This window comes from Xanthomonas sp. NCPPB 1325, assembly GCF_041477645.2.
Classification (GTDB): domain Bacteria; phylum Pseudomonadota; class Gammaproteobacteria; order Xanthomonadales; family Xanthomonadaceae; genus Xanthomonas; species Xanthomonas cannabis.
Window position 1 is genome coordinate 2612726 of the sequence record NZ_CM192985.1, and the last position, 25188, is coordinate 2637913.

The 25188-nt window shown below is 66.1% G+C and carries 23 protein-coding genes; 10 read left to right on the forward strand and 13 right to left on the reverse strand.

Annotation, left to right across the window (positions count from 1 at the left end):
* Positions 1 to 115 precede the first annotated feature (115 nt).
* From ACCQ10_RS11125 to ppsR, 3 genes are all read right to left on the reverse strand, one after another.
* On the reverse strand, positions 116 to 604 hold the full coding sequence (locus ACCQ10_RS11125) for an NUDIX hydrolase (RefSeq protein ID WP_039409691.1): 489 nt from the start codon (positions 602 to 604) through the stop codon (positions 116 to 118).
* Between the two features lie 227 nt (positions 605 to 831).
* On the reverse strand, positions 832 to 1341 hold the full coding sequence (locus ACCQ10_RS11130) for a DUF1249 domain-containing protein (RefSeq protein WP_372360649.1): 510 nt from the start codon (positions 1339 to 1341) through the stop codon (positions 832 to 834).
* Positions 1342 to 1541: 200 nt separating this feature from the next.
* Complete coding sequence (ppsR, locus tag ACCQ10_RS11135) at positions 1542 to 2363, reverse strand: posphoenolpyruvate synthetase regulatory kinase/phosphorylase PpsR (protein WP_047694908.1); 822 nt, start codon at positions 2361 to 2363, stop codon at positions 1542 to 1544.
* A gap of 142 nt (positions 2364 to 2505) precedes the next feature.
* Here ppsR and ppsA point away from each other — a divergent pair, with 142 nt between their 5' ends.
* Both ppsA and ACCQ10_RS11145 read left to right on the forward strand, forming a co-directional pair.
* Positions 2506 to 4884, forward strand: coding sequence for a phosphoenolpyruvate synthase (gene ppsA, locus ACCQ10_RS11140; RefSeq protein WP_372360650.1), 2379 nt, complete (start codon positions 2506 to 2508; stop codon positions 4882 to 4884).
* The gene (locus ACCQ10_RS11145) at positions 4884 to 5849 is read left to right on the forward strand and encodes a mechanosensitive ion channel family protein (RefSeq protein ID WP_372360651.1); all 966 of its coding nucleotides are present in this window, start codon (positions 4884 to 4886) and stop codon (positions 5847 to 5849) included. The genes ppsA and ACCQ10_RS11145 overlap by 1 nt, the downstream gene beginning before the upstream one ends.
* 162 nt (positions 5850 to 6011) lie before the next feature.
* Here ACCQ10_RS11145 and orn read toward each other — a convergent pair whose 3' ends face one another.
* The 3 genes from orn to mntR all read right to left on the reverse strand — a co-directional run bounded on the left by orn (position 6012) and on the right by mntR (position 7659).
* Positions 6012 to 6596 carry an oligoribonuclease gene (gene orn, locus ACCQ10_RS11150; protein WP_039564095.1) on the reverse strand — a complete coding sequence of 195 codons (585 nt, stop codon included), beginning with the start codon at positions 6594 to 6596 and terminating at the stop codon, positions 6012 to 6014.
* A 71-nt stretch (positions 6597 to 6667) separates the two neighbouring features.
* Positions 6668 to 7123 (reverse strand): tRNA adenosine(34) deaminase TadA, encoded by a 456-nt coding sequence (gene tadA, locus ACCQ10_RS11155; RefSeq protein WP_052077038.1) that lies wholly within the window; start codon positions 7121 to 7123, stop codon positions 6668 to 6670.
* Positions 7124 to 7191: 68 nt separating this feature from the next.
* Positions 7192 to 7659 (reverse strand): manganese-binding transcriptional regulator MntR, encoded by a 468-nt coding sequence (mntR, locus tag ACCQ10_RS11160; protein WP_039409702.1) that lies wholly within the window; start codon positions 7657 to 7659, stop codon positions 7192 to 7194.
* Positions 7660 to 7802: 143 nt separating this feature from the next.
* Between mntR and ACCQ10_RS11165 the strand changes: the two genes are divergently transcribed.
* Complete coding sequence (locus ACCQ10_RS11165) at positions 7803 to 9137, forward strand: Nramp family divalent metal transporter (RefSeq protein ID WP_372360652.1); 1335 nt, start codon at positions 7803 to 7805, stop codon at positions 9135 to 9137.
* Positions 9138 to 9650: 513 nt separating this feature from the next.
* Positions 9651 to 10475, forward strand: coding sequence for an alpha/beta fold hydrolase (locus ACCQ10_RS11170; RefSeq protein ID WP_184371132.1), 825 nt, complete (start codon positions 9651 to 9653; stop codon positions 10473 to 10475).
* A 170-nt stretch (positions 10476 to 10645) separates the two neighbouring features.
* On the opposite strand, the gene ACCQ10_RS11175 is transcribed toward ACCQ10_RS11170, so the two are convergent.
* From ACCQ10_RS11175 to ACCQ10_RS11205, 7 genes are all read right to left on the reverse strand, one after another.
* Complete coding sequence (locus ACCQ10_RS11175; protein WP_372360653.1) at positions 10646 to 10804, reverse strand: XapX domain-containing protein; 159 nt, start codon at positions 10802 to 10804, stop codon at positions 10646 to 10648.
* Positions 10801 to 11031 (reverse strand): DUF1427 family protein, encoded by a 231-nt coding sequence (locus ACCQ10_RS11180; protein WP_372363108.1) that lies wholly within the window; start codon positions 11029 to 11031, stop codon positions 10801 to 10803. The genes ACCQ10_RS11175 and ACCQ10_RS11180 overlap by 4 nt, the downstream gene beginning before the upstream one ends.
* A gap of 5 nt (positions 11032 to 11036) precedes the next feature.
* Positions 11037 to 12665: an MFS transporter gene (locus ACCQ10_RS11185; protein ID WP_372360654.1), complete on the reverse strand. Its 1629-nt coding sequence runs from the start codon at positions 12663 to 12665 to the stop codon at positions 11037 to 11039.
* Between the two features lie 85 nt (positions 12666 to 12750).
* On the reverse strand, positions 12751 to 14592 hold the full coding sequence (locus tag ACCQ10_RS11190) for an amidohydrolase (protein WP_372363109.1): 1842 nt from the start codon (positions 14590 to 14592) through the stop codon (positions 12751 to 12753).
* A gap of 113 nt (positions 14593 to 14705) precedes the next feature.
* Positions 14706 to 15155 (reverse strand): DoxX family protein, encoded by a 450-nt coding sequence (locus tag ACCQ10_RS11195; RefSeq protein WP_372360656.1) that lies wholly within the window; start codon positions 15153 to 15155, stop codon positions 14706 to 14708.
* Complete coding sequence (locus tag ACCQ10_RS11200) at positions 15152 to 15808, reverse strand: hydrolase (RefSeq protein WP_184440418.1); 657 nt, start codon at positions 15806 to 15808, stop codon at positions 15152 to 15154. Before ACCQ10_RS11200 ends, ACCQ10_RS11195 begins: the two co-directional genes overlap by 4 nt.
* Positions 15805 to 16278: a helix-turn-helix domain-containing protein gene (locus tag ACCQ10_RS11205; RefSeq protein ID WP_104579667.1), complete on the reverse strand. Its 474-nt coding sequence runs from the start codon at positions 16276 to 16278 to the stop codon at positions 15805 to 15807. The genes ACCQ10_RS11200 and ACCQ10_RS11205 overlap by 4 nt, the downstream gene beginning before the upstream one ends.
* A 472-nt stretch (positions 16279 to 16750) precedes the next feature.
* On the opposite strand from ACCQ10_RS11205, the gene ACCQ10_RS11210 reads away from it, so the two are divergent.
* The 6 genes from ACCQ10_RS11210 (at position 16751) to ACCQ10_RS11235 (ending at position 24866) form a co-directional block, all read left to right on the forward strand.
* Positions 16751 to 19843: a sensor histidine kinase gene (locus tag ACCQ10_RS11210; protein ID WP_372363110.1), complete on the forward strand. Its 3093-nt coding sequence runs from the start codon at positions 16751 to 16753 to the stop codon at positions 19841 to 19843.
* Complete coding sequence (locus ACCQ10_RS11215; RefSeq protein WP_104579669.1) at positions 19836 to 20477, forward strand: response regulator; 642 nt, start codon at positions 19836 to 19838, stop codon at positions 20475 to 20477. The genes ACCQ10_RS11210 and ACCQ10_RS11215 overlap by 8 nt, the downstream gene beginning before the upstream one ends.
* 391 nt (positions 20478 to 20868) lie before the next feature.
* Positions 20869 to 21996, forward strand: coding sequence for a Cache 3/Cache 2 fusion domain-containing protein (locus tag ACCQ10_RS11220; RefSeq protein WP_372360657.1), 1128 nt, complete (start codon positions 20869 to 20871; stop codon positions 21994 to 21996).
* 43 nt (positions 21997 to 22039) lie between these two features.
* Positions 22040 to 22681, forward strand: coding sequence for a DUF8082 domain-containing protein (locus ACCQ10_RS11225; protein ID WP_184374981.1), 642 nt, complete (start codon positions 22040 to 22042; stop codon positions 22679 to 22681).
* A gap of 373 nt (positions 22682 to 23054) precedes the next feature.
* Positions 23055 to 23732 carry a TetR/AcrR family transcriptional regulator gene (locus ACCQ10_RS11230; RefSeq protein WP_372360658.1) on the forward strand — a complete coding sequence of 226 codons (678 nt, stop codon included), beginning with the start codon at positions 23055 to 23057 and terminating at the stop codon, positions 23730 to 23732.
* A 210-nt stretch (positions 23733 to 23942) separates the two neighbouring features.
* Positions 23943 to 24866, forward strand: a complete 924-nt coding sequence (locus ACCQ10_RS11235) for an NADP-dependent oxidoreductase (RefSeq protein ID WP_372360659.1) — start codon at positions 23943 to 23945, stop codon at positions 24864 to 24866.
* Positions 24867 to 25188 lie beyond the last annotated feature (322 nt).

Consider the following 25188-nt stretch of genomic DNA (forward strand, 5'->3'; position numbering starts at 1 on the left):
CAGGTGCAGTGCGTGCACGCGCGGTGCAGCGGCCCGGCCGCGGAGCGCTCGGCCGACCATGCGTCCGGACCAGGGCAGCAGGCGCCTGGTCAGGCGCGGCGATCTCCCGCGCGCCTCAGACGCGCGAGTACGTCCACGATTGCATGCGTCCGTCGCGGTAGGGCATGACGCCGTGAAACGGGCGCGGGTCGCCATCGAACACTAGCGGCAGGAAATGGCGATCGCCTTCCCACATCGGCACCTGGTCCATCTGCGCGACCGGAATCCATTCCAGCGTGCCCTCCGGATTGGAGGTGTGCGGCGTGCCCTGGAAACTGCGGATCAGAAAGACGAAACCCAGCCAGTCCTCGCCCTGCTTGCCAAACCCGGGCCAGCTGATGGTGCCGCGCAGCTGCATGTCGCCACAGTCGACGCCGGCCTCTTCGCGGATCTCGCGACGCATGCAGGCCAGCACGTCCTCGTCCGGCTCCACCTTGCCACCCAACCCGTTGTACTTGCCCAGATGCTGATCGCCGGGACGCGCATTGCGGTGGATCATCAGCACCTGCGTGCCGTCCGGCGACAGCAGGTAGCCAAGCGTGGCGACAATCGGGGTATAGGGCATGGCACGGGATCTGACACGAAGCGCAGCAGTATGACCGATGCAGTCAAGGCTCGCGCGACACGGCCGGTCGGTGCAGGATGCTCGTGCACAACGTGTCGTCCTCGCAGGAAGACCGATGATGCCACCCGGCTAACACACCGGTAACGCTCGAGGCCGCCACATGGACGACATGCCAGCGTTGCCATCGGCCGCAGGCCGGCGCGCAAGCCACGGCAGCGTTTCGCGTCTTAGCCGACAGCGGCCTGCGAACCGGGCCGCGGCGGCGCAACGTAATCGGTGTCCAGGTGCAGCGTGGCGACACCGTGACCGCGTTCGGCCAGGTACTCCAGCCATTTGCCCAGGAAGGTGTTCATGCGCATCCGATGGCTGATCAGCTCGGCCGGCGGCGGAAACATTCCCATGACGTCCTGCCAGCGACGGCCGACGTAGCAATGCGTGGTCTCGGCCTGGCGCGCATCGCGGTACAGACGCACGTAGGCAGACGGGTCGGGCTCGCCGGTGACCGGGTCGCACAGGTCGTAGGTCAGCCGCAGTTCGACGGTGTAGCGATGGCACTCGATCACATCCAGGCGCAAATCCAGGCCGTCGCCGATCGAGGACACATACGACCCGGGTGCCAGATCGCCGGGTGCGAACAGACGGGTCAGGTGCTGGAAGTTTTCTGCATACAACCCCATCAGCCAGCCAAACCGGCTCAGGCGGGGGATGATTTCGAGTTTGCTCAATGCTTGGGCCATGCACCGATCCTACACGCTGCGCTGCCGCACGGGCAGCATTGACGAGGGCCCGATCGCAGGCCTACCTTGGCGAGGCACTGCCCCGCCCGCTTGATTTCCGCTGGGTTGGCGGCGAGCCTGCCGCCGCGCCGCCGATACATCCGCAGCGTGAACGCGACGCTTGCTTGCCCACTCCCGAATCCCGCCTACCAATCCCGGCCTCAGAACATCTCGCGCTGCAGCCCCAGCGTGGACAGCACCTTGCTGGAGATTTCCTCGATCGAGGTATTGGTGGTGCTCAACGAAGGAATGCGTTCCATCTGGAACATCCGCTCGGCAATGGCCACCTCGCGGCGACAGGTTTCGGCCGCGCTGTAGCGCGAGTTGGCGCGACGTTCCTGGCGGATCTGCTGCAGACGCTCCGGATCGATGGTCAGACCGAACAACTTGCTGCGGTAATTACGCAAGCGCGGCGGTAGCCGTTCGTTCTCAAGGTCTTCTTCGGTCAGCGGATAGTTGGCGGCGCGGATGCCGTAATGCAAGGCCAGGTAGATGCAGGTCGGCGTCTTGCCCGCACGCGACACCGCCACCAGGATCACATCGGCCTCGTCGTAATTGAGCGCAATGCCGTCGTCATGGCTGAGGGCGAAGTTCATCGCATTGATGCGGCGGTGATAGGTTTCGAAATCCACCATGCCGTGTGCACGCCCGACGCGCGAATGGCGCGGCGCATTGAGCTCGCGCTCAAGCGGCTCGATGAAGGGCGCAAATACGTCCAGCATCAAGGCCCCGCTCTCGGCCAGGATCATGCTCAACTGTGGATCGACGCACGAATTGACGACCACTGGGCGCACCTGGTACCGCTCCCCGGCCGCGCGCACCCGCATCGCGGCGTCGCGCGCTTTTTCTGCATCATCAATGAACGACATGCGGTCGGTGACGAAGTTGAATCCGCTGAACTGGGTGAGCAGGCTGTGCCCAATCGTTTCAGCGGTGATACCGGTTCCATCGGAGACGTAAAACACCGGCCGGATTGTTGACATCAAGACCACCTCTTTGAACTGGTGTCCAAAACTTACGGGTTCATGCTTGTGCAGATTCCGCTGTGCACTGCATCATAGCGGCTTCTTCCTACGGACGCGGCCATCCAGCCCGCTCGGGCGATGGCCATACGGAGCATCGCGCTTGAACGAGAATATCCTGTGGTTGCATGAGCTACGCCTGGCCGATCTGGCCCGCGTAGGCGGTAAAAATTCCTCGCTCGGCGAGATGATCGGCAACCTGGCCGGGCTGGGCGTGTCGGTTCCGGGTGGATATGCGACCACCGCCGAAGCTTTCAAGGACTTCATCGCACACAACGACCTGTCCAAGCGCATTTTCGACAAGCTCGAAACGCTGGATGTCGAGGACGTCAATGCCCTGACCGTGGCCGGCAAGGAAATCCGCGGCTGGGTGATCGACGCCCCGCTGCAGCCGGAGCTGGACCGCGACATCCGCACTGCCTACGACACGCTGTGCGCCGAAAACGGCGGCGGCGAAGTGGCCGTGGCGGTGCGTTCGTCGGCCACCGCCGAAGACCTGCCGGACGCCTCGTTCGCCGGCCAGCAGGAGACCTTCCTCAACGTGACCGGCGCCGACGATGTGGTGCACAAGGTCAAGGAAGTGTTCGCCTCGCTCTATAACGATCGTGCAATCGCCTACCGCGTGCATCACGGCTTCAAGCACGAGGACGTGTTCCTGTCGGCCGGCGTGCAGTTGATGGTGCGCTCGGGCGTGGGTTCGTCGGGCGTGCTGTTCACGCTGGACACCGAATCCGGCTTCCGCGACGTGGTGTTCGTCACCTCCAGCTTCGGCCTGGGCGAGATGGTCGTGCAGGGCGCGGTCAATCCGGACGAATTCTACGTCTACAAGCCCACGCTCACGGCTGGCAAGCCGGCGATCCTGCGTCGCTCGCTGGGCAGCAAGGCCATTCGCATGGTGTATTCGGATGTGCCGGGCGAACGCGTGCGTATCGAAGACACGCCGTTGGAGCTGCGCAGCACCTTCTCGATCAGCGACGAGGACGTGCAGGAACTGTCCAAGCAGGCGCTGGTCATCGAAAAGCATTACGGCCGCCCGATGGATATCGAGTGGGCCAAGGACGGTGTCAGCGGCAAGCTGTTCATCGTGCAGGCGCGCCCGGAAACGGTGAAGTCGCGGAGCCACGCCACCCAGATCGAGCGCTTCTCGCTGGAGGCCAAGGACGCCAAGATCCTGGTCGAAGGCCGCGCAGTCGGTGCCAAGATCGGTAGCGGCGTCGCACGTGTGGTGCGCTCGCTGGACGACATGAATCGGGTTCAGGCCGGCGACGTGTTGATCGCCGACATGACCGACCCCGATTGGGAGCCGGTGATGAAGCGCGCCTCGGCGATCGTGACCAACCGTGGCGGGCGCACCTGCCATGCGGCGATCATCGCGCGTGAGCTCGGCGTGCCGGCGGTGGTCGGCTCGGGCAATGCAACCGAGGTCATCAGCGACGGCCAGCCAGTGACCGTGAGCTGTGCCGAAGGCGATACCGGCTTCATCTATGACGGCGAGTTGGCGTTCGAGCGCACCACCACCGATCTGGGCAACATGCCGCCTGCCCCGCTCAAGATCATGATGAACGTGGCCAACCCGGAGCGCGCCTTCGACTTCGGCCAGTTGCCCAATGCCGGCATCGGCCTGGCGCGCCTGGAAATGATCATTGCCGCGCATATCGGCATCCACCCGAACGCGCTGCTGGAATACGACAAGCAGGACGCCGATGTCCGCAGGAAGATCGACGCCAAGATCGCCGGCTATGGCGACCCGGTGAGCTTCTACGTCAACCGTCTGGCCGAGGGCATCGCGACCCTCACTGCCTCGGTGGCACCGAATACCGTGATCGTGCGTTTGTCGGACTTCAAGTCCAACGAGTACGCCAACCTGATTGGCGGCTCGCGTTACGAACCGCATGAAGAGAACCCGATGATCGGCTTCCGTGGCGCCAGCCGCTATGTCGATCCGTCCTTCACCAAGGCGTTCGCGCTGGAGTGCAAGGCGGTGCTGAAGGTGCGCAACGAGATGGGCCTGGACAACCTCTGGGTGATGATCCCGTTCGTGCGTACGCTGGAAGAAGGCCGCAAGGTGATCGAGGTGCTGGAGCAGAACGGGCTCAAGCAGGGCGAGAACGGGCTGAAGATCATCATGATGTGCGAGCTGCCGTCCAACGCCCTGCTGGCCGACGAGTTCCTGGAGATCTTCGACGGCTTCTCGATCGGCTCCAACGACCTGACCCAGCTGACCCTGGGCCTGGATCGCGACTCGTCGATCGTTGCGCACCTGTTCGACGAGCGGAATCCGGCAGTCAAGAAGTTGCTGTCGATGGCCATCAAGTCGGCGCGCGCCAAGGGCAAGTATGTCGGCATCTGCGGCCAGGGGCCGTCGGATCACCCGGAACTGGCTGAGTGGTTGATGCAGGAAGGCATCGAATCGGTGTCCCTGAATCCTGACACCGTGGTCGATACCTGGCTGCGTCTGGCCAAACTCAAGAGCGAGAGCTGATGGGGCTGTTTGGTGCATTGGTGGCAGCCGCTGCGGGAGCAGCGGTTGCCAAGCCGGCGGCGGTGAAGACTGCCGAACCGGCATTCAATTGGTCGACTATCCCGTGGGCGCAGTACGCCCTCAACTGGGGAGTCGCACTGCTGATCGTGGTGATCGGCATGTGGCTGGCCAGGCAGCTGAGCCAATGGCTGCATCGTGTCCTGAGCCGTGCCCGGGTCGAGATCACCTTGACCAACTTCCTGCGCAATGTCGTCTACGCATTGCTGCTGGTTCTGGTATTTGTCAGTGCACTGAGCCAGATCGGTGTGCCGCCGACCTCGTTGATTGCGGTGCTGGGTGCGGCCGGCCTGGCCGTGGGTCTGGCCTTGAAGGACTCGCTGTCCAATATCGCCGCCGGGGTCATGCTGATCGTGTTGCGGCCGATGCGCGACGGCGACCACGTCGTCATTGCGGGCCAGGAAGGCATTGTCGACGAGATCCGGATCTTCCAGACCCGGGTGCGCTCGTTCGATGAGCGCATGATCACCCTGCCCAACAGCACGATCACCACCGCACCCATCATCAACTACACCACCCTGCCCAATCGGCGTCTCGAGGTGACTGTTGGCGTGGGCTACGAAGACGATCTGAAAAAGGCCCAGCAGCTATTGCTGCAGATCGCCAAGGACAATCCCAACATCCTGGAATCGCCCGCGCCGTTCGTGCAGGTGACCAATCTGGGCGAGAGCACGGTGGATCTGATGTTGTTTGCCTACGCCAGCAACGGCAACTTCGGCGCGGCCAAGAGCACCACGCTGGAGCAGATCCGCAACCAGCTGCTGGAAAATGGTCTCAGCATTCCGTATCCGCAACGCGATCTGCATGTGTATCACCACGATGCCGACGGCAAGCCGATCTCGGAGCTGCTGCTCAAGGGCGTCACCGACGATGGCGACCTGACCAAGGGGCCACCGCTGGCACGCTGAGGCAGCGGTCGACGGCAAACAAAAGGCCGCATCGGAAGATGCGGCCTTTGTTGTTTTCGACAGGCATTGCGGGGCATGCGTTCTCACGAAGGCGCGCGCAGCTGCTGACATCCCGCGATCGCATCAGCAGCCCGGGCTGCCGCTGCAGCTGCAGCGCCCCGATCAGCCCTGCACGCCTGCCTCGGTGTCGCCACCCAGTGCGCCCATGAACTGGCGATAGTGGCGCAGCTCGTCGATGGAATCGCGGACGTCGCTGAGTGCGGTATGCGCCGAGCTCTTGGCAAACCCGTTGGCCACCGTCGGCGCCCAGCGACGCGCCAGCTCCTTGATGGTGGAGACATCCAGGTTGCGATAGTGGAAGTAGCGCTCCAGCCGCGACATCTGGCGGTGCAGGAAGCGGCGATCCTGGCAGATCGAATTGCCGCACATCGGCGAAGCGCCGGCACGGATCCACTCGCTCAGGAATGCCACGGTCTGCGCTTCCGCCTGCGCATGGGTGACCTGGCTGTCCAGCACGCGTTGCCACAGTCCCGAGCGCCGATGCTGGTTGCGGTTCCACTCATCCATCGCCTCCAGGGTTTCCAGCGGATGGGCAATGGCCAGTTCCGGCCCTTCGGCAAGCACGTTCAACTGCGCATCGGTCACGATGGTTGCGATCTCGATGATGGAATCGCGGTCGGTATCCAGGCCGGTCATCTCCAGATCGATCCAGATCAGTCGGTCGTTGCCTGCAAGGGTGTCTGCCATATCGCGGTCCTGTGGAGAGCCGTCGCCGGCCGGATGCTGGAAAGGGCGCGCATCATACCGCGGCAAGCCGCTCACGGCAGCAGCGGCGGCTTGCCGCGCTTGGCGCGGAAATAATTGGTCAGGCGCAGACTGGCGTCGGCCGCCAGCACCCCGCCGCTGACCTGCACACGGTGGTTGTGGCGCGGGTCGGCAAGCAGGTCGAACACGCTGCCGCAGGCGCCGGTCTTGGGGTCGCTTGCCGCGAACACCACGCGCGCGATGCGCGCATGGATCATGGCCATGGCGCACATTGCACATGGCTCCAGGGTGACATAGAGCGTGCAGCCGATCAGGCGGTGATTGGCCAGCCGGCGGCCGCCCTCGCGCATGGCCATGATCTCGGCGTGCGCGCTGGGATCGTGACTGGCGATGTTGTAGTTCCAGCCTTCGCCCAGCAGTGTGCCGGCTGCATCGACCAGCACCGCCCCTACCGGAATCTCGTCATAGTCGCGTTCGGCACGCTCGGCCAGGCGCAAGGCGTGCTGCATCCAGCGCGCGTCGAGCGCCGCCTGGGACGCATCGAGCGCTGCACCGGCCGGTGCGTCGGCCGACGCGTTCACGCGGCCGGGCCGCCCTGGCGGTCCAGAAACGCGGCAAAGGCCGCCACGGTGGCCTCGCTGACATGGTGCTCGATGCCCTCGGCGTCGCGGCGGGCGGTGGCCTCGTCGATGCCAAGGGCAAGCAGGAAGCGTTCGACGATCTGGTGCCGCTGGCGACTGGACGCGGCCAATGCCTCGCCGGCCGGGGTCAGGAAGACGCCACGATACGGCCGCTGCACCACCCAGCCATCGCGCACCAGGCGCTTGAGCATCTTGGCCACGGTGGGTTGGGCCACGCCCAGGCGCGCGGCGATATCGACCTGGCGCGCCTCGCCGCCGTCCACCAGCAGGTCGGAGATCAGCTCCACGTAGTCCTCGACCAGCTCGGCGCGGCGCGCTTCGCGCACCTGGCGGAAGCTCTCCATATGCACCTGCGCATCGATCAGGGACGGCGTGGCCGCCTCCAGCTTTTCGCTCTTGCCCACCCTTGTCCTCGTCATCCCGTCCGGCCTCGCTGCCGGGGTGCCTAGTTTGAGGCACGCGGCCGATCAATACGATTGGGTTTGCCAATGCTCAACAGCATAGCACTTGCTATATCATTCCTTTGACCGCCCTTTACTTGCCGCGCATGTCCATCGATACCCCTGCGTCTGTCCACTTGCCCGCCGCGTCCACTGGTGGGCTGGGAGATCACCACGCCAGCGTGGCTGTCCCTGGCGGTGGTCACTGGTGGTTCCGGCTGCTGGCGTTCCTGGGGCCGGGCTACATGGTGTCGGTGGGGTACATGGATCCGGGCAACTGGGCCACCGACCTGGCCGGCGGTTCGCAGTTCGGCTACCTGCTGCTGTCGGTGATCCTGCTGTCCAACATCATGGCCATCGTGCTGCAGGGCCTGTCGGCGCGGCTGGGGATTGCCACCGGCCTGGACCTGGCGCAGGCCTGCCGGGCGCGCTACCCGCGCGGCGTGAACCTGGCATTGTGGGGACTGTGCGAGCTGGCGATCATCGCCTGCGATCTGGCCGAAGTGATCGGCACGGCGATCGCGTTGAAGCTGCTGTTCGGCATCCCGCTGACGCTGGGCGCGATCATCACCGCAGTGGATGTGGTGCTGGTGCTGCTGTTGATGCACCGGGGCTTCCGTGCGCTGGAAGCATTCGTGATGGCCTTGCTGCTGATCATCTTCGTGTGTTTCGGCATCCAGATCGCGCTGGCGGCCCCGTCGGTTGCGGCGGTGCTGGGCGGTTTCATCCCGCACGCGCGCGTGGTCACCGACCCGCAGGCGCTGTACCTGGCGATCGGCATCATCGGGGCGACCGTGATGCCGCATAACCTGTATCTGCATTCCTCCATCGTGCAGACACGTGCGTACCCGCGTACCGATGACGGACGGCGCTCGGCACTGCGCTGGGCGGTCACCGACAGCACGGTGGCGCTGATGTTCGCATTGTTCATCAATGCATCGATCCTGATCCTGGCCGCAGCGGTGTTTCATGCGCAAGGCCGCACCGACGTGCAGGAGATCGAACAGGCGCACGCGCTGCTGGCGCCGATGCTGGGCGTGGGCCTGGCCTCGACCCTGTTCGCAGTCGCCCTGCTCGCCTCCGGCGTCAACTCCACCGTGACCGCGACCCTGGCCGGGCAGATCGTGATGGAAGGCTTCCTGCAACTGCGGCTGCCGCCATGGCTGCGCCGGTTGCTGACTCGCGGTATCGCCATCGTGCCGGTGGTGGTGGTGACCTGGTTGTACGGCGAAGCCGGCTCTGCGCGGCTGCTGGTGCTGAGCCAGGTGGTGCTGTCGATGCAACTGCCGTTTGCGGTGATCCCGCTGGTGCGCTTCGTCGCCGACCGCCGACTGATGGGCGCGCTGGTGGCGCCGGCGTGGCTGGTGCGCGTGGCCTGGCTGATTGCCGCAGTGATCGTGGCCTTGAACGGCAAGCTGCTGTGGGACACCGCGCTGCACTGACGGTCGCGTGCGGGCTACGCTTTTCGACATCGCATCCATGCGCTCCGCGCGCGTGCGCACGACGCAGCCCATCGATTGATCGCCGGGCAGAAGCGCCCCGTTCGCACTCCTGCGCGCTGACGGGCAGGCCCTACCCGGTGCAGTGAGCGATGCGCTACGCCTGCAAGCGTCCAGGCAGCAGAGCGCACGCAGATGCAATCTGCAACGGCCCCGCAAGCGGTCTACTGCGCACATGCACCGGCACGTCCATGACTGCGCCGCACCCAATGGCGTGGGCACGCGCCGCATGGGATGCACTGCGCCATGCGACCGCCGGGCTGCATGCCCTCGCCCACAGGAGTTTCTATGGATCCGTTCGAGGCGCACCCGGCCGATGCCGGACGCCGCAGCTTTCTCATCTCCGGCACGGCAGCCGTGGCAGCGTTGTCGCTGCCCGCGTTTGCCACGGCCGCGACGCCCATGCACCCCGCGTCTGCCACCCCACCCCACTCGTCCACTCACGGAGTCAACCCGATGTCCAATTTCGTCAAACGCCCCGACGGGGCCGCCATTTTTTACAAGGACTGGGGCAAGGGCCAGCCGGTCGTGTTTGCACACGGCTGGCCACTCAGCGGCGATGCCTGGGACGCGCAGATGCTGTTCATGGGGCAGCACGGCTACCGCGTCATCGCGCATGACCGCCGCAGCCATGGCCGTTCCAGCCAGACCTGGGACGGCAACAACATGGACACCTACGCCGACGACCTGGCCGCCGTAATCGAGGCGCTGGACCTGAAGGACGCCATCCTGGTCGGCCATTCCACCGGCGGTGGCGAAGTGGCGCACTATGTGGGCCGTCATGGCAGCAAGCGCGTGGCCAAGGTGGTGCTGGTCGGCGCGGTGCCGCCGCAGATGGTCAAGAGCCCGACCAATCCCGGCGGCCTGCCGATGAGCGTGTTCGACGGCATCCGCGACGGCGTGGCCAAGGACCGCTCGCAGTTCTACCAGGACCTGGCTACGCCGTTCTTCGGCGCCAACCGCGACGGCAACAAGGTCACCCAGGGCATGCGCGATTCGTTCTGGCTGCAGGGGATGCTGGGTGGCCACAAGGGCCAGTACGACTGCATCAGGGAATTTTCCGAGGTCGACTACACCGCCGACCTGAAGAAGATCGATGTGCCGGCACTGGTGGTGCATGGCGACGACGACCAGATCGTCCCGATCGATGCATCGGCCAAGCTGTCGGCCAAGATCATCAAGAATGCCGAGCTGAAGATCTATGCCGGCGCGCCGCATGGCCTGACCTTCACCCACGCCGATCAGTTCAACAAGGATCTGCTGGCGTTCGCCAAGGCCTGATCGCTGCTGTCACGCGCACGACAAGGGCCGGCTCGTGAGAGCCGGCCTTTTCTACGTCAACGATACTGATGCTGTATCCGGGAAGGGCTGAATCAACGGTGCGGGCAGTCTTCACTTGGGTATGTGCGGCACTGCTGTCTGGATCAACAGCATCCAGCTGCGGCGCTTCCTTATTGCAGCAACCAGTCGGCCAGCAGGAACCCGCCGCTCATTGCCACCACCAGCAGCGCACCGCTCAGGCGTGGCGGTGCCGGCAACGGCAGATCGAGCAGACGACAGCCAACGCCAATCGCCAGTGCAAGCAGCACCCCGAGCAATGCCAGGCTCATGCGTCGCCCTGCCCTGCACTGCGGCCGCTGGGTCCGCCGCAATGCGTCAGATGACGTGCGGCACGCCGGGCCAGGAACCGGTCGGCCACTACATAGCCGCATGTCATCGCCAGCACCAGCAGCGCGCCGACGAAGGCCGTCGGTGCTGGCGATGGAATGCCGGCGGCACGGCAACCGACGCCGATGGCCACGCCCAGCACGACACCGCCGATGAACTTCCAGTTCACGGCCATCAGATATCCGAATGCGCATGCGGCGGCACTGCCGCACCGCCGCCGCCGACGAAGTGGCGCACCACCGGCGCGCGTTCGCCCTGATGCAGGGCACGGATCTGTTCCTGCAGCTGGCGGTCATCGCCGGTGACGCGCTCGTGCTGTCGCAGGTGTTCCAGCCACGAGGCGACGATGAAGTACTCGAGTTGCACTCCAGGCGTCGCCGCATCCTCGGCAATACCCCAGACCACCGCGCCATCGCGGCGTCGCGCGTTGCCCAGCTGCGTCATCAGTTGCAGGAATGTGAGGCGCGCATCGGCGGCGATGCGGTATTCCACCGTTACCAGCACCGGGCCGCGATCGTGTTCCACCGCGTCCGATTGCGCCGGTGCGGGCCAGTGCCCGCCGGGTGCGAGGTCCAGCTGTTCGGTGCCGGCAATGCGCGCCCGCTTGACCAGCAGCGCGGCGATGACCGCACCGGCGGCGGCGATCTGCAGGGCAACCGCGATCGAGGTGCGCTGCGCCAGCGCGCCCCATAGCAGCGAGCCGGCCGCCATGCCTGCCGAGAACACCACGATGTACAACGACAGTGCGCGCGCGCGCACCCAGGCAGGCACTGCGGTCTGCGCGGCGATCTGCAACGACGACAACACGGTGATCCAGGCCAGGCCGTTGACCACCATCACCACGCACAACACGCCGATCTGACGCGACAGCGACAGCCCCAGCAACGAGGCTGCGCACACCACGGTGGCGACCAACACCAGCAGGTCGCGGTCGTAGCGCGCGCGCAGGCGCGGCAGCAGCAGCGCACCGCTGATCGCGCCAACGCCGATGCAGCCCAGCAGGATGCCGTAACTGCCGGCGCCCAGCTGCATGTCGCGGCGGACCACCAGCGGCAGCAAGGCCGTCAATGCGCTGGCAAACAGGAAGAACCCCGCGGCCTTGATCAGCACCGCCTGCAGGCGCCCTGCGCGTGCGGCGTAGCGCAGGCCCGCACGCAGGCCCGCGCCGAAACTCTCCGGCGGCAACGCCGAAGCATCTGCCTCGCGGCGCCAGCGCCACAGCACCAGCAGCATCAGGCCGAAGGTCACCCCGTTGAGCAGAAACGCCCACGGCGGCCCGAACTGCGCCACGATCAGCCCACCGATCGCCGGGCCGATCGAACGCGCGATGTTCATGCCGATCGAATTGAGCGCCACCGCCGAAGCCAGCATCGGGCGCGGCACCAGTTCCGACACGATCGCCGCCTGTGCCGGCATGGCCATCGCCGCACCCATGCCCATCGCAAAGGTCAGTGCCACCAGCACCCAGGGAGTCAGCAGGTGCAGATGCGCGAGCACCGCCAGCGCGCCGGCCACCAGCAGCATCCAGCCCTGGGTGAGCATCAGATAACGGCGGCGGTCGACGATGTCGGCCAGGGTGCCGGCGGCCAGGGCAAACAGCACCACCGGCAAGGTGGTGGCCGATTGCACCGCGGCCACCATCAGCGGTGAGCCGGTCTGCTCGGCCATGACCCAGGATGCGGCGACATCGTTGATCCAGGTGCCGATGTTGCTGCCCAGAATCGCCAGCCACAGCGCACGGAAGATCGGCGCACGCAGCGGCGCCCAGGCACCGCCATCGGCAGGTGCGGCAGAAGAAGTCATTGCAGCAAGGCTCCAGGTGACGAAGCAAGACGAATGGCGCAGCGCGGCCACACGCAGCTGCCTGCGCGTGGCCGCGCGGCCGGTGTCAGAACGCGAAGCATGAGCAACCCAATGCGCCCCAGAAACCGCGCAGGTCGTCGCTGGGCGCTGCATGCTGGGCCGCATGTTGGTATGGCCCGTGCGCCTGGCAGCCGTGGCCATGCACGTGCGCGGCGCCGGACAGTGCACTGGCTCCGCCGCCCACGTGGTAGCCACCAAACCGGTTGACTGGTGACCAGTCCGGCATGGCAGGCGGCAAGCGCGGTGCCAGCGCCGCGAAGTCGCCATCGCCATGCACCACCTGCCCGCCCAAGACGGTGAGCACACTGGTGATGTCGGCAATGGCGGCGTCGTCGACACGAAAATAGTCGTCCGACAACACGATGAAGTCCGCCAGCTGCCCGGCCACCAGGGTGCCCTTGGTGGACTCGTCGCCGGAGAACCAGGCACTGCCCTGGGTCCACAGGCGCAGCGCCTGCTCGCGATCGAGCACGTTTTCCTCGCCGTACAGCGCAAGCCCGCCGACGGTGCGCCCGGTCACCAGCCACGACAGCGCCACCCACGGGTTGTAGCTGGCCACCCGCGTGGCATCGGTGCCGGCGCCCACCGGAACACCGGCAGCCAGCATGCGCCGCACCGGTGGCGTGTGCCGCGCCGCCTGCACGCCATAGCGCTCCACAAACGCCTCGCCCTGGTAGGCCATGCGGTGTTGCACGGCGATGCCGCCATTCAGCGCGCGGATGCGGTCGATGTTGCGCGGCGTGATGGTTTCGGCGTGATCGATGAACCAGTGCAGGCCATCGAACGGGATGTCGGCATCGACCTTCTCGTACACATCGAGAATGCGCTCGATGCTTTCGTCGTAGGTGGCGTGGATCCGGAACGGCCAGCGCTTTTCGACCAGCAGCCGCACCACCTGCTCCAGCTCGGGCTCCAGCTCCGGCGGCAGCTCCGGCCGTGGCTCGCTGAACAATTCGAAGTCCGCCGCAGAGAACACCAGCATTTCGCCGGCACCGTTGTGACGCAGCAGGTCATCGCCCTTGCGCACCGGTAGCAGCTCGGTCCAGCCACGGAAGTCCTGCACCTCCTTGCCCTTGTTCTGGGTGAACAGGTTGTAGGCGATGCGCACGCTCAGCTGGCCGGCCGCATGCAGTTGTTCGATGACCTGGTAGTCCTCCGGATAATTCTGGAAGCCGCCGCCGGCATCGATCACCGAGGTGATGCCCAGGCGATTGAGTTCGCGCATGAAATGGCGGGTGGAATTGGCCTGGTATTCCACCGGCAGGCGCGGGCCCTTGGCGAGGCTTGCGTACAGGATCAGTGCATTGGGCTTGGCCAGCAGCAGACCGGTGGGATTGCCGAGCTTGTCGCGTTCGATGCGCCCGCCGGGCGGGTCCTGCGTGTTCTTGTCGTAACCGCAGGCACGCAAGGCCGCACGATTGAGCAAGGCGCGATCGTACAGATGCAGCAGAAACACCGGTGTATCCGGCGCAATCGCATTGATCTCCTCCAGCCTGGGCAGGCGCTTTTCGACGAACTGATGCGAGGTGAAACCGCCGACCACGCGCACCCACTGCGGCGCCGGAGTGCGATCGACCTGCGCCTTGAGCATGGCCATTGCATCGGCCAGCGAACGCACGCCATCCCAACGCAACTCCAGGTTGTAGTTGAGCCCGCCGCGGATCAGATGGGTATGGCTGTCGTTGAGGCCGGGCAGCAGGCGCCGTCCCTGTGCATCGATGATGCGGGCACCTTCAGCCATGGCCATGATCTGCGCATCGTCGCCAACCGCGACGATGCGCCCAGCGCTGACGGCAAGTGCGGTGGCACTGGGCCGACGCGGATCGAGCGTGGTGATGCGTGCATTGCGAACGACGAGATCGGCCATGGCAGGCGTCCTTGAAGCGGAGGAAGCAGCGGGCAGCACGCCCAACGCAAGACCGGCTGCGGCACCCTGCATCAGCAGGCGCCGCCCGGCATCGTGATCGCCCGGCACGCGGCTCATGCGGAACCCTGCCGGCGCAGCCCATCCAGCGACCACGGACCAGCGCCGGCGGCGACCAGCGCCAGCAACACCAGCAGCCACATCGACGGATATTCCATGCCGCCATGCATCCAGAACCAGCCTTTCGGCATCGCCACCAGCACGGTGGTGGCGATGAACAGCGCCGCCAGCGCGGCACTCGCACGGGTCCAGAACCCGAGCAGCACCGCCAGCCCGGACAGTGTCTGCACCAACGCCAGCACCAACGCCAGCACCAACGGCAACGGGGTGGTGGACGGAAGCCCGAACTGCTGCAGCTCTGCTGCAAAACCGCCCAGCCCGGGTCCACCAAACCACCCGAGCAATTTGCCCAGCCCGTGCGGCAGCAGGAAGCCGCCGCCGGCAATGCGCAGCATCAACAATGCCGCGGCACTACCGGCCTCACTGCGTGGCGTAGGTGCGTTCAATGCCCGCCTTCCTGGGCGCCGAACATGCTCTTGGCGTACTGGATGCCGATGCCGTAGCCGCCGGCGTGTGCGCGTGCGATGCCGGTGGTGAGCTCATAGGTGTCGCCACGCGCCCAATCGCGCTGCAATTCCAGCAGGTACTGCACGCTGGTGATCGGCGCGGCGCCGGCCTGCACCATGCGGGTGACGGCGCGTTCGTGCGCTTCGTCGCTGACATCGCCGCAGGCGTCGGTGATGACGTAGACCTCGAAGCCCTGCTCGATGGCCGACAGGGCTGGGCCGACGATGCACACGCTGGTCCAAAGCCCGGCAATCACCAGGCGCCGCTTGCCGATGGCATTGACGCGGTCGATCACTCCCTGGTCTTCCCAGGCATTCATGCTGGTGCGATCGAACACCGGCTCACCCGGAAAGATGTCCGGCAACTCCGGAAACAGCGGGCCGGAGAACGACTTTTCCGCCACGGTGGTCAGGATCACCGGCACCTTGAAGCCCTTGGCGCCCTTGGCAATCAGCGACACGTTGTTGCGCAATGCCGAGATGTCGATGGTGTGGGTGGCAAAGGCCATCTGCGATTGATGGTCGATCAGGATCAAGGTGTGATCGCCGGGCGACAGCAGGGCGTTACCGGGGACGGCGGTGGCAGTGGTCATGCGTGTTGTTCCTGTGAGGTGGAAAAGGAATGACCGGTGTGCCGATGCGCACGCGGTGCGGGTATCGCCAGACAGCGATCGACCGCAACCTGCGCGGCAAAGCGCGCCGGCGTGCAGCCGGTGGCGTTGCGGAAGCTGCGCACGAAATGGCTTTGATCGAAGAAGCACAGATCGGTGGCGATCTGGCTGATGGTGTGGCGGCCTTCGCGCAACATGGCCTGCGCACATTCGAGCCGACGACGGCGCAGGTATTCCATCGGGCTGGCGCCGATGGCGTCGCGAAACACCCGTGCGAAATGGAAACGGCTCATGCAGGCAGCGCCGGCCAGTTGCGCCACGCCGATCGGCTCGTATAGGTGCGTCTCGATGTAATGCAGCGCTCTTGCCACCGCACGTGTGCGTGGTGCATGCGGCGACAGCGTGGCAGCGGCATGCAGATCGGGGCGACCTGTGGCAATCAGACGTGCCATGCGGCGTCTCCGGCGGGGAATGCCGCCATGGTGCGGCGAGCCTCCGTATCGCCCCACCCCTGATGGTGAGGCCGATCGCTCACTCTTTCGGGGGAGCGGCATGCCCTCGCTACGCAGCGGCGTGTTGGTCATCACAGCACTGCGCCGTGCGCGCTGGCAGCCACGCGCCGCTGCGCAGTCTCTGCCCAAGTTGCGGTGTGAGGCTCCCTTGCAGACCGTGGCGCAGGTGAGCACGGGCGGCAGAGCGAACGCCACTGCAATAGCCGCACGATGCAAGGCAAAGGATCCTCTGCAGACCAGCGTTGGCACGCACCAGACTGCGAGCGCGCCAGCGCGCAGTGCGTGATGCATGCGTGCTGCGTGCAGGCAGGCGTGACTGCGCGTCATTCCATGCGTACCCGATCTGGCGCCGGACGTCCCTCCCCCGAAAGAGGTGGTGGTGCTTCCCCCGATCTCGCCCGACAATGCCGCGATGCCGCATGCCCCCGTCATCCGATCACGCCTGCTGTTTCGCCTGTGCGCAGTGGTGCTCGTCGTCGTGTGCAGTGGCTTGCCATGGTGCGCGCTCGCCGCACGTGGCGACATCGTCGCGACCCGTGCCGGGCTGCTGCAGTTCCACCACACCGCCTGGAGCACCGAGCGCGGTGCGCCGGCCGACATCTGGGACATCCAGCAGGCCGACGCCGGCCCATTGTGGCTGGCCACCGGCTTCGGCCTGTTCCAGTTCGATGGCGAGCGCTTCACGCGCCAGGCGCCACCGGATGGCGAGGCCTATGCATCGCACAACATGACCGCGCTGTCGCTGGCGCCGGACGACACCGCGTGGATCGGCTATTTCAACGCCGGCATCGACCGCCTTGCAGACGGTCACCTCACCCACTTCGCCCCGGGCAAGGACGTGCCAGACGGCATGGTGTTCCGGATCGAGCACGATGGCAGCGGGCGCATGTGGGCCGCCATCGATGGCGGTCTGTGCTGGTTCGATGGCCAACGCTGGCAGCGCGCCGGCGCCGATTGGGGATACACGGCCGCGCGCGCCCACTGGCTGCTGCGCGACGTGCGCGGCGTGCTCTGGGTCAGCGACGGCACCCAGATTCTGTCGTTGCGCCCCGGTGCGCGACGCTTCGAACCCAGCGGCCAGCCGGTGGGCCTGTACGTCACCATGGCCGAGAGCCCGGACGGCGTGATCTGGGTCGCCGACCCTTACCGCGGCGTCTTCGCGTTGACCGATTCCAAGGGCCAGGTCCTGCCGGCGAGTGCGCGCGCCCAGCCGCAATTTCCCGGCGTCTTCGCACGGCGCATCCGTTTCATGCGCGATGGCGCGCTGTGGGGCAGCGACTATGCCGCGCACGGCGTGTTCCGCATCGCCCTGCCTGCAGCACCGGTACCGGTGCTGGAACGCTTCGGACCGGTGCAAGGGCTGACCTCGGCGACCGCCGGGCCCCTGCTCGAAGATCGCGAAGGCAACCTGTGGGCCGGCACCAATCTGGGCCTGAATCGCTTTCGACACCGCGCATTGCTGCCGCTGGCCGCGTTGCTGCCGGGCCAGCCGATGGCGGTGGCCACCTTTGCGACCGCCCCGGGCGCCTCGCCCGGCCCGCTGCTGGCCAGCCTGCGCGACGACCGCGTGCTCGCGTTGAGCCGCGAGCGCATCGGGCGCCTGCAGCACGGCGCGCCCGCCGCCAGCACCCTGGCAGTGCCCGCAAGCGCCAGCGGCTGGGTACTCGGCGAACACGCCCTGCTGCGTCTGCAGGCCGGCCATGCGCAGGCGGTGGCGTTGCCGCTCGGCGCGACGCCCGGCGCCATTCGCGCCTTCATGGTGGACAGCCACGACCAGCCATGGGTCTGCCCGGATGCCGGTGGCCCCCACGTCTTCGATGGCAAGGCGTGGGTGCCCGTTGCCACGCTGCAGGACACGCCCTGCTCGGTGCTGACCACGACCCGGGACGGCCGCCTGTGGGTGGGCACCGTCAAGGGCGAAGTGCGCGTGCTGCAGGGGCAACAACTCAAGCGCTACGCCGCAGCCGATGGCCTGTCGGTGGGGCCGATCACCGCCATCTGGCACGGGCCCACGCTCACCCTGGTCGCCGGCGAGACCGGGCTGGCCGTGCTCGGCGCCGATGGCCGCTTCCATCAGGTAGCCGACCAGAGCGCGCCGCTGCTGCAGGGCATCACCGGCATCGTGCAGGACCGGCACGGCATGCTGTGGTTGAACGGCAACCGTGGCGTGGTGCAGGTAGCGCAACGGGCATTGCTGAGCAGCGTGCACGCTGGCGTGGTCGGCCCGATGCGGCTGTACGACATCATGGATGGGTTGCCCGGCATCGCCCAGCAGGCCACGCCGGTACCTACCGCCATCGCCGCCGATGACGGCCTGCTGTGGTTCACCACCAACCAGGGCCTGGCCTGGCTCGACCCGGACCAGACCTACCGCAATCCCACCGCGCCGGATGTCTTCATCACCGAGATCGTCGCCAATGACCGGCCCTACCCGCGCGACGACGGCCTGCGCCTGCCCAAGTGGACCGACCGCCTGCGCATCGGCTATGACGCGGTCAGCCTCACCCGCCCCGAGCGGGTGCGCTTCCGCTACCGGCTGGAGGGCGTGGACGCACGCTGGCAGGACGCCGGCAATCGCAACGAGGCGTTCTATACGAATCTGGCGCCGGGCCGTTACCGCTTCCGCATCGCCGCCGCCAACAACGATGGCGTCTGGAACGCGCGCGGCGACACGCTCGATTTCGTCATCGAGGCGGCCTTCGTGCAGACCTGGCAGTTCAAGGTCTGCGCCGCACTGGCGCTGCTGCTGACCCTTGCCCTGCTGTGGCGCATGCGCACCCGCCAGGTGGCCGGACGGCTGCGGGCTCGACTGGAAGAGCGGTACCGCGAACGCGAGCGTATCGCCCGCGAGTTGCACGACACCTTGTTGCAGGGCACGCAAGGATTGATCCTGCGGCTGCATGCCGCCAGCCGCTCGCTGCCCTGGAACGACCCACGCCGGCTGGAACTGGAACAAGCGGTGGATCTGGCCGAGAACGCCCTGATCGAGGGCCGCGACCGCGTCAACGGACTGCGCGACAGCTACTCGCTGCGCGAAGACCTGGCCGCCGCGCTGCAGCGCTCGCGCAACGCCAGCATGCCCCCGCCCGCGGCCGAGTTGCAGGTCTTGGTGGACGGCCGAGCGGTGGCGCTGCGTCCGCTGGTGGCCGACGAATTGTTCCAGCTGGGCCGCGAGGCACTGGCCAACGCCGACCGGCATGCCGCAGCCACGCGCATCGCGCTGGAACTGCGTTACGGTTCACGTGACTTCACGCTGCGCATCCGCGACGATGGCTGCGGCCTGGACCCGGACGTGCTGCATGGTCAGGCGCGCACCGGGCACTGGGGGCTGACCGGCATGCAGGAACGCGCGCAGCGCATCGGCGCCAAGATGCAATTGTGGTCGCGTCCGGGCAGCGGCACCGAGATCCAGATCGTGCTACCCGCCCGTACCGCTTACGCACGGCCGCCGCGCTGGTGGTGGCCCTTTGGACACGCACGCTCCATGGAGAGCTTCGATGGCTGAGACGGTCAAACCAACCAATGTGCTGGTGGTGGACGATCATCCGTTGCTGCGCGATGGCCTGAGCGCCATGCTTGCCGCCGAATGCGACATGCGCGTGGTGGGCGAGGCCGAAGACGGCGAACAGGCGGTGGCCTGCTACACGCGCCTGCGCCCGGACGTGGTGTTGATGGACCTGCAGATGCCGCGCGTGGATGGCGTGGAAGCCATCCAGCGCATCCGCCGCGTCGACCCGTCCGCCAAGGTCATCGTGCTGACCACCTACACCGGCGATGTGCGTGCGGTGCGCGCCCTGCAGGCCGGCGCCTGCGGCTACCTGCTCAAGAGCGCGTTGCGGCGCGAACTGGTCGACACCATCCGCGACGTGCGCCGTGGCCAGCGCCGGCATGTGCCGGCATCGGTGGCCGAAAACATCGCCGCCCACGTGCTCGACGACGCACTGTCCGCCCGCGAGACCGAGGTGCTCAACCTGGTCGCCACCGGCTGCTCCAACAAGCAGATCGGCAATGCGCTGACCATCGCCGAGGAGACCGTCAAGGCGCACATGAAGAACATCCTCGCCAAGCTGGGCGTGCGTGATCGCACCCATGCGGTCACCGTCGCGCTGCGCCGCGGAATCCTATCGCTGGAAACCTGAGCGACACCGGTGCCCGGCACGCATCGATCGAACAGCGGGGATCTAACTTCACCCACGACGTTTTGCCTGCAGCCATGCCGATCTGCAGCGCGGCGGCGTGACATGCAAAAGCCATAACCTGGACGGTCCGGCAAGCGCGCGCCCCGGGCTGCAGTCGCCTAAGTCCACTCCGCCAACTTTGCAACACGGTCGCGCATTCTTGAACGCAAGGCGCACGTCTCGATCGGTGCACCCTGTCAAATGGATCGGCTTGAGCTATCGTATGCACCGCCAGCGGCATGGGGGCCGCTTCAGCATCATGGGTGACAGCCGATAACGGCTACGTCCGACCGCCGCACGACGCCGCGGCGGCCATCGTTTCAATCATTTAAACGCGTTCAGGGGAATTGCGATGCTTCGTCACTCTTTGCGGGTGCGCCTGCTGTTGCCGGTGCTGGCCTTGGTGCTGGTCGTGGTGGTGGCACTGACGGTCATTCTGGCCATTACCGAAGCGAACCGGGTCAAGTTCGAAGCCGGCGACTCGATCGAGCGCCAGTCGGTGTCCTTGCAGACCTTGTTCGCGGTCACCCGCTCGATGATGCTCGACCGTGTCAATTCCTCCATGCGCCAGCTGCGCAAGGAAGCCAATGCGCAGGGTGCACCGAGCGTGGGCAGCGAGATCCGCGTCGCCGATCGCAATGCCAACGACCTGTTGCTGGGCCAGCGCCCGCAGGCCAACGTCTTCACCATGCTGGACGACGTCACCGCCATCCACGAAGGCACCGCCACGCTGTTCTCGCGCACCGGCGACGACTTCGTGCGTATCTCCACCAACGTCAAGAAGGACGACGGCAGCCGCGCCATCGGCACCGTGCTCGACCCCAATGGCCAGGCTGCCGCCAAGCTGCGCAATGGCGAAAGCTTCTACGGCGTGGTCGACATCCTCGGCAACCCGTACGTCACCGGCTACGAGCCGATCTTCGCCGGCAGCGACAAGCGCGTCATCGGCGCCTGGTACGTCGGCTACAAGGCCGACACGCAGGCCCTGGAAAACGTGGTCAGCAGCCGCCGCGTGCTCGACTCCGGCTTCATCGCCGTATTCGACAGCAAGAACAAGCTGCGCTTCCAGTCCACCACCGGCGCCACCACCGACACCGCCACCATCGAGCGCATCGTCAAGGACAGCCCGGACGACTGGGTCGTGACCAAGCAGGAAGTGCCCGATTGGGGCTTCACCCTGGTGTCGGCGTATCCCAAGAGCGACGTCAATGGCGTGATCGTGCGTCAGTCGCTGTGGATTGCCGGCATCGGCCTGCTGGTGTGCGCGCTGTTGCTCGGCCTGCAATGGGCGCTGATCTGGAGCCGCGTGTTGCGCCCTATCCAGCATCTGACCACCGTGGCCGAAGAACTGAGCCTGGGCAAGTGGAACCACACCATCGACGAGGTCAACCTCAAGGATGAAATTGGTACCCTGGCGCGCGCCATTTCTCGCCTGTCCAACAGTGTCCGGCTGGCCATGGAGCGCCTCAGCAAACGCTGAGCCGCTTCACCTGACCCGTACCAAATGATGCAAGGAAGACGCCATGTCCACTGAATTCCGTCCGCTGATCGATGTCCTGCGCGAGCTCAGGGCGTTGGCATTGAAGAAGGCGTCCGGCTTTCTGTTTGTCGTCACCGAAGAAAATCATTCCTGCATCGTTCGCATCAATGCCGGGCAGATCGAAGAAGTGGTCTTCCGCATGCTGCGCAATGACGAGGCCGTGCAACGCCTCACCATGGTCGGTGCGGCGAAGGCCCGCTTTCAGGTCGACCCCGGCGCCGGCATGGGCAAGCCGTCGCTGCTGAGCGAAGATTCCCGCCAGTGGTTGATGGGCGGGTTCGAGCAGGACCTGGGCGGTGCGCCGGCACCAGCCCGTGCACCGGTCGCGCCCGCAGCGGCGCCGGTTACGCCGGCACCGATCGCAGCGCAGGCCCCTGCCCCGTCAACCCTTGCACCCTCGGCCACCGGCGGCGCGGGCGCACCGGACGACCAGGTACGCGATGCGCTGGAAAAGGTCGCATTGAATTATCTCGGCCCGATCGCCGGCATGCTCTGCGACGAAGCCTGGGAAGCCTCCAGCGATATCGAACAGGTCCTCAGCCAGCTCGGCGCCAACCTGGCTACGCCGCAAGAAGCACAAAAGTTCATGGCCGATGCCCGCGTGGCACTGGCCAAGGTGCGCTGAGGCAAGCGCCGTCGCGTCCGGCAATCTGGGTCCAGGCATCGCTCACGGTGGCTGCGCCAGCAGCGACAAAGCCCGCGGCAGCACTTGATCAGCGGGACGCTTCAGCCACCGATGCAGCCACATCGGTCTCCACAGCCCAGAATATAGACGAGCGCCCAGCGCTCGTTTTTTTTTGCACGTCCGTCAACCTGTGGGCGGACATCGGCACGCGCTGCCGCGTTGCAGCCGCACCGTTCGACCAGCTGCTCGGCGCACTGCTCGCCGCTGTCAACGCCCGATACACCGCAATGGGACGCGCCACGGAAAACACCAACATCACTTGCGTTCGCAAAATGGTACGGTACAGTACCCCACCAACTGCACAATCAGGCTCATGGCAATCCCGCACTCCGACGCCCGCATCCACCGCACGACCAAGGGTGCGCAGCGCATCCACGACCTCATCGTGGTGGCGTCCGAGCGCTTTCTGGAGCTGGGCTTCGACGCCGTTTCGGTGGACGACCTCATCGCCACGGTTGGTGGCTCGCGACGCAATGTCTATGCGCATTTCGGCGGCAAGGAAGGGCTGTTCAAGGCGGCGATGCTGCACGTGGCCGCAGAGATGGCCAAGCCGCTCGATGCACTGGTCATCGAAGGGCGCAATCCTGCAGACGTATTGCCCGCACTCGGCCATCGCCTCGTGCGCACCGCGCTGTCGCCGCACACACTGGCCGTGCATCGCATCCTGACCAACGAGGGCAAACGCTTCCCCGATATCGCCCAGGCGATGTTGAATGCCAGCTACCTCAAGATCCAGGACAAGGTGGCCAAGTGGATCGCCACCCAGCAAGGCGATGCGCCCGGCCAGTTCACCGATCGCCTGTCCGCTCATGTGCTGGCGGAGCAGTTCATGAGCATGACCGCCAGCCACGTCAAGTTGCTGGCAATCGTCGGCCTGATCAGCCCGCCACTGCACGCGTCGGAAATCGACACCATCGTCGGCAACGCGGTCTGTACCTTGCTGCAGGGCGCAACGGTCGGCCAGCGCACCGTCAAGGCGCAGAGCGGATAACCCGCAGCACCTCGCATCCACCACGCGGCGATGCGGTAACGACCCACTGCCGTGCATTGCATCTGGCGTTTTCGCCTGGTCGGTCGATCTGGCGTGCCTGACCGTGCCTGCCGCTCATCTCGCCGGGCGTTGGCCGACGCAACACCTGCACCACCGCCGCGATAGCTGCCGCACGCAGCGTCGCCTCGTTCACCTCCATCGGAGCACCTCATGAAAGCTGTCCGTCTCCATCGATTCAATGACCGTCCCGCCACGGAAGACATCGCCATGCCCGACATCGCGTCGGATCAGGTGCTGCTGCGCGTACACGCCGCTGCACTCAACCCGCTCGACGCGCTGGTGGTCTCCGGCGCTGCCCGGCACTTTTTCGATATTTCCCTGCCCATCACCCTGGGCACCGACTTCGTCGGCGTGATCGAACGCGTCGGTGCTGCAGTGACGCAGTGGCAACCGGGTGACCGTGTGCTGGTCTGGACCGATGCCGGCAGCAGCGGCGCGGTTGCCGAATTCGCCGCCGTCGCGGCCACCGCCTGCGTCGCGCTGCCGCCCGGCCTGTCGGCGGCCGAAGGCGCTGCGATTCCCACCGCCGGCATCACCGCATGGCATGCGCTGTTCTCCACCGTGCGCCTCAAGGCAGGCGAAACCGTGTTGATCCATGCCGCTGCCGGCGGCGTAGGCAGTTTTGCGGTGCAGTTCGCGCGCAAGGCCGGCGCCCGCGTCATCGCAACAGCCTCCGGTGATGGCCTGGACCTGGTCCGTCACCTGGGCGCCGATGAAGTCATCGACTACACCGCAGAGGATTTCACCGCCATCGCGTCCAACGTGGACGTCGTGCTGGACCTGGTCGGCGGCGACACCCAGACGCAGTCGTATGCGGTGCTACGTGCGGGTGGACGCCTGGTCTCCACGGCCATGCCACCGGACGAGGCAGCCGCCAATGCACACGGCGTGCTGGCCAGCATGTTCTATGCAAAACCCTACGCAGACCGTCTGGATCAGCTGGTGGCATCCATCGTCGCGCAAGGTGTGCGCGTGGTCATCGACAGCATTGCATCCATCGACGCCTTCGACCAGGCCTGGGCGCGCCTGACCTCGCGCAAGGCACGCGGCAAGATCGTGGTCTCGCTCGTCTGACGCGCCCTGACTACCGGATCACCATATGACCCACGCACCCTCTCTTGGCGCCAGCTTCACTGCGTTGCGATAGCGAACCGCATTGCCGCGGTGCTGGCTCACTGCGGTCCCGTGAAACCACTGCATGCCTGAGCGACATGCGCGAACGCAGCGCGCATTTCGGTACGTCACGCAATCGCATCGAAGTGAGAGGGCAAGGTCATCCAGAACGGAGGGCAAGCCGCTGCCGTTCTGCATCACTTGTTTGTCCAACGACACGCGGCCACGTGCAGCACCGTGGCCGCGACGGCGGCTTACCAATCTGTGCCCTGCTGGCGCGGGC

Coding starts and splice junctions, on each gene's coding strand:
- ACCQ10_RS11125 (WP_039409691.1), bottom strand. CDS start 604: ATGCCCTATACCCCGATTGTCGCCACGCTTGGCTACCTGCTGTCGCCG.
- ACCQ10_RS11130 (WP_372360649.1), bottom strand. CDS start 1,341: ATGGCCCAAGCATTGAGCAAACTCGAAATCATCCCCCGCCTGAGCCGG.
- ppsR (WP_047694908.1), bottom strand. CDS start 2,363: ATGTCAACAATCCGGCCGGTGTTTTACGTCTCCGATGGAACCGGTATC.
- ACCQ10_RS11145 (WP_372360651.1), top strand. CDS start 4,884: ATGGGGCTGTTTGGTGCATTGGTGGCAGCCGCTGCGGGAGCAGCGGTT.
- orn (WP_039564095.1), bottom strand. CDS start 6,596: ATGGCAGACACCCTTGCAGGCAACGACCGACTGATCTGGATCGATCTG.
- tadA (WP_052077038.1), bottom strand. CDS start 7,123: ATGCAGCACGCCTTGCGCCTGGCCGAGCGTGCCGAACGCGACTATGAC.
- ACCQ10_RS11165 (WP_372360652.1), top strand. CDS start 7,803: ATGTCCATCGATACCCCTGCGTCTGTCCACTTGCCCGCCGCGTCCACT.
- ACCQ10_RS11170 (WP_184371132.1), top strand. CDS start 9,651: ATGTCCAATTTCGTCAAACGCCCCGACGGGGCCGCCATTTTTTACAAG.
- ACCQ10_RS11175 (WP_372360653.1), bottom strand. CDS start 10,804: ATGAGCCTGGCATTGCTCGGGGTGCTGCTTGCACTGGCGATTGGCGTT.
- ACCQ10_RS11185 (WP_372360654.1), bottom strand. CDS start 12,665: ATGACTTCTTCTGCCGCACCTGCCGATGGCGGTGCCTGGGCGCCGCTG.
- ACCQ10_RS11190 (WP_372363109.1), bottom strand. CDS start 14,592: ATGGCCGATCTCGTCGTTCGCAATGCACGCATCACCACGCTCGATCCG.
- ACCQ10_RS11200 (WP_184440418.1), bottom strand. CDS start 15,808: ATGACCACTGCCACCGCCGTCCCCGGTAACGCCCTGCTGTCGCCCGGC.
- ACCQ10_RS11205 (WP_104579667.1), bottom strand. CDS start 16,278: ATGGCACGTCTGATTGCCACAGGTCGCCCCGATCTGCATGCCGCTGCC.
- ACCQ10_RS11210 (WP_372363110.1), top strand. CDS start 16,751: ATGCCGCATGCCCCCGTCATCCGATCACGCCTGCTGTTTCGCCTGTGC.
- ACCQ10_RS11215 (WP_104579669.1), top strand. CDS start 19,836: ATGGCTGAGACGGTCAAACCAACCAATGTGCTGGTGGTGGACGATCAT.
- ACCQ10_RS11220 (WP_372360657.1), top strand. CDS start 20,869: ATGCTTCGTCACTCTTTGCGGGTGCGCCTGCTGTTGCCGGTGCTGGCC.
- ACCQ10_RS11225 (WP_184374981.1), top strand. CDS start 22,040: ATGTCCACTGAATTCCGTCCGCTGATCGATGTCCTGCGCGAGCTCAGG.
- ACCQ10_RS11230 (WP_372360658.1), top strand. CDS start 23,055: ATGGCAATCCCGCACTCCGACGCCCGCATCCACCGCACGACCAAGGGT.
- ACCQ10_RS11235 (WP_372360659.1), top strand. CDS start 23,943: ATGAAAGCTGTCCGTCTCCATCGATTCAATGACCGTCCCGCCACGGAA.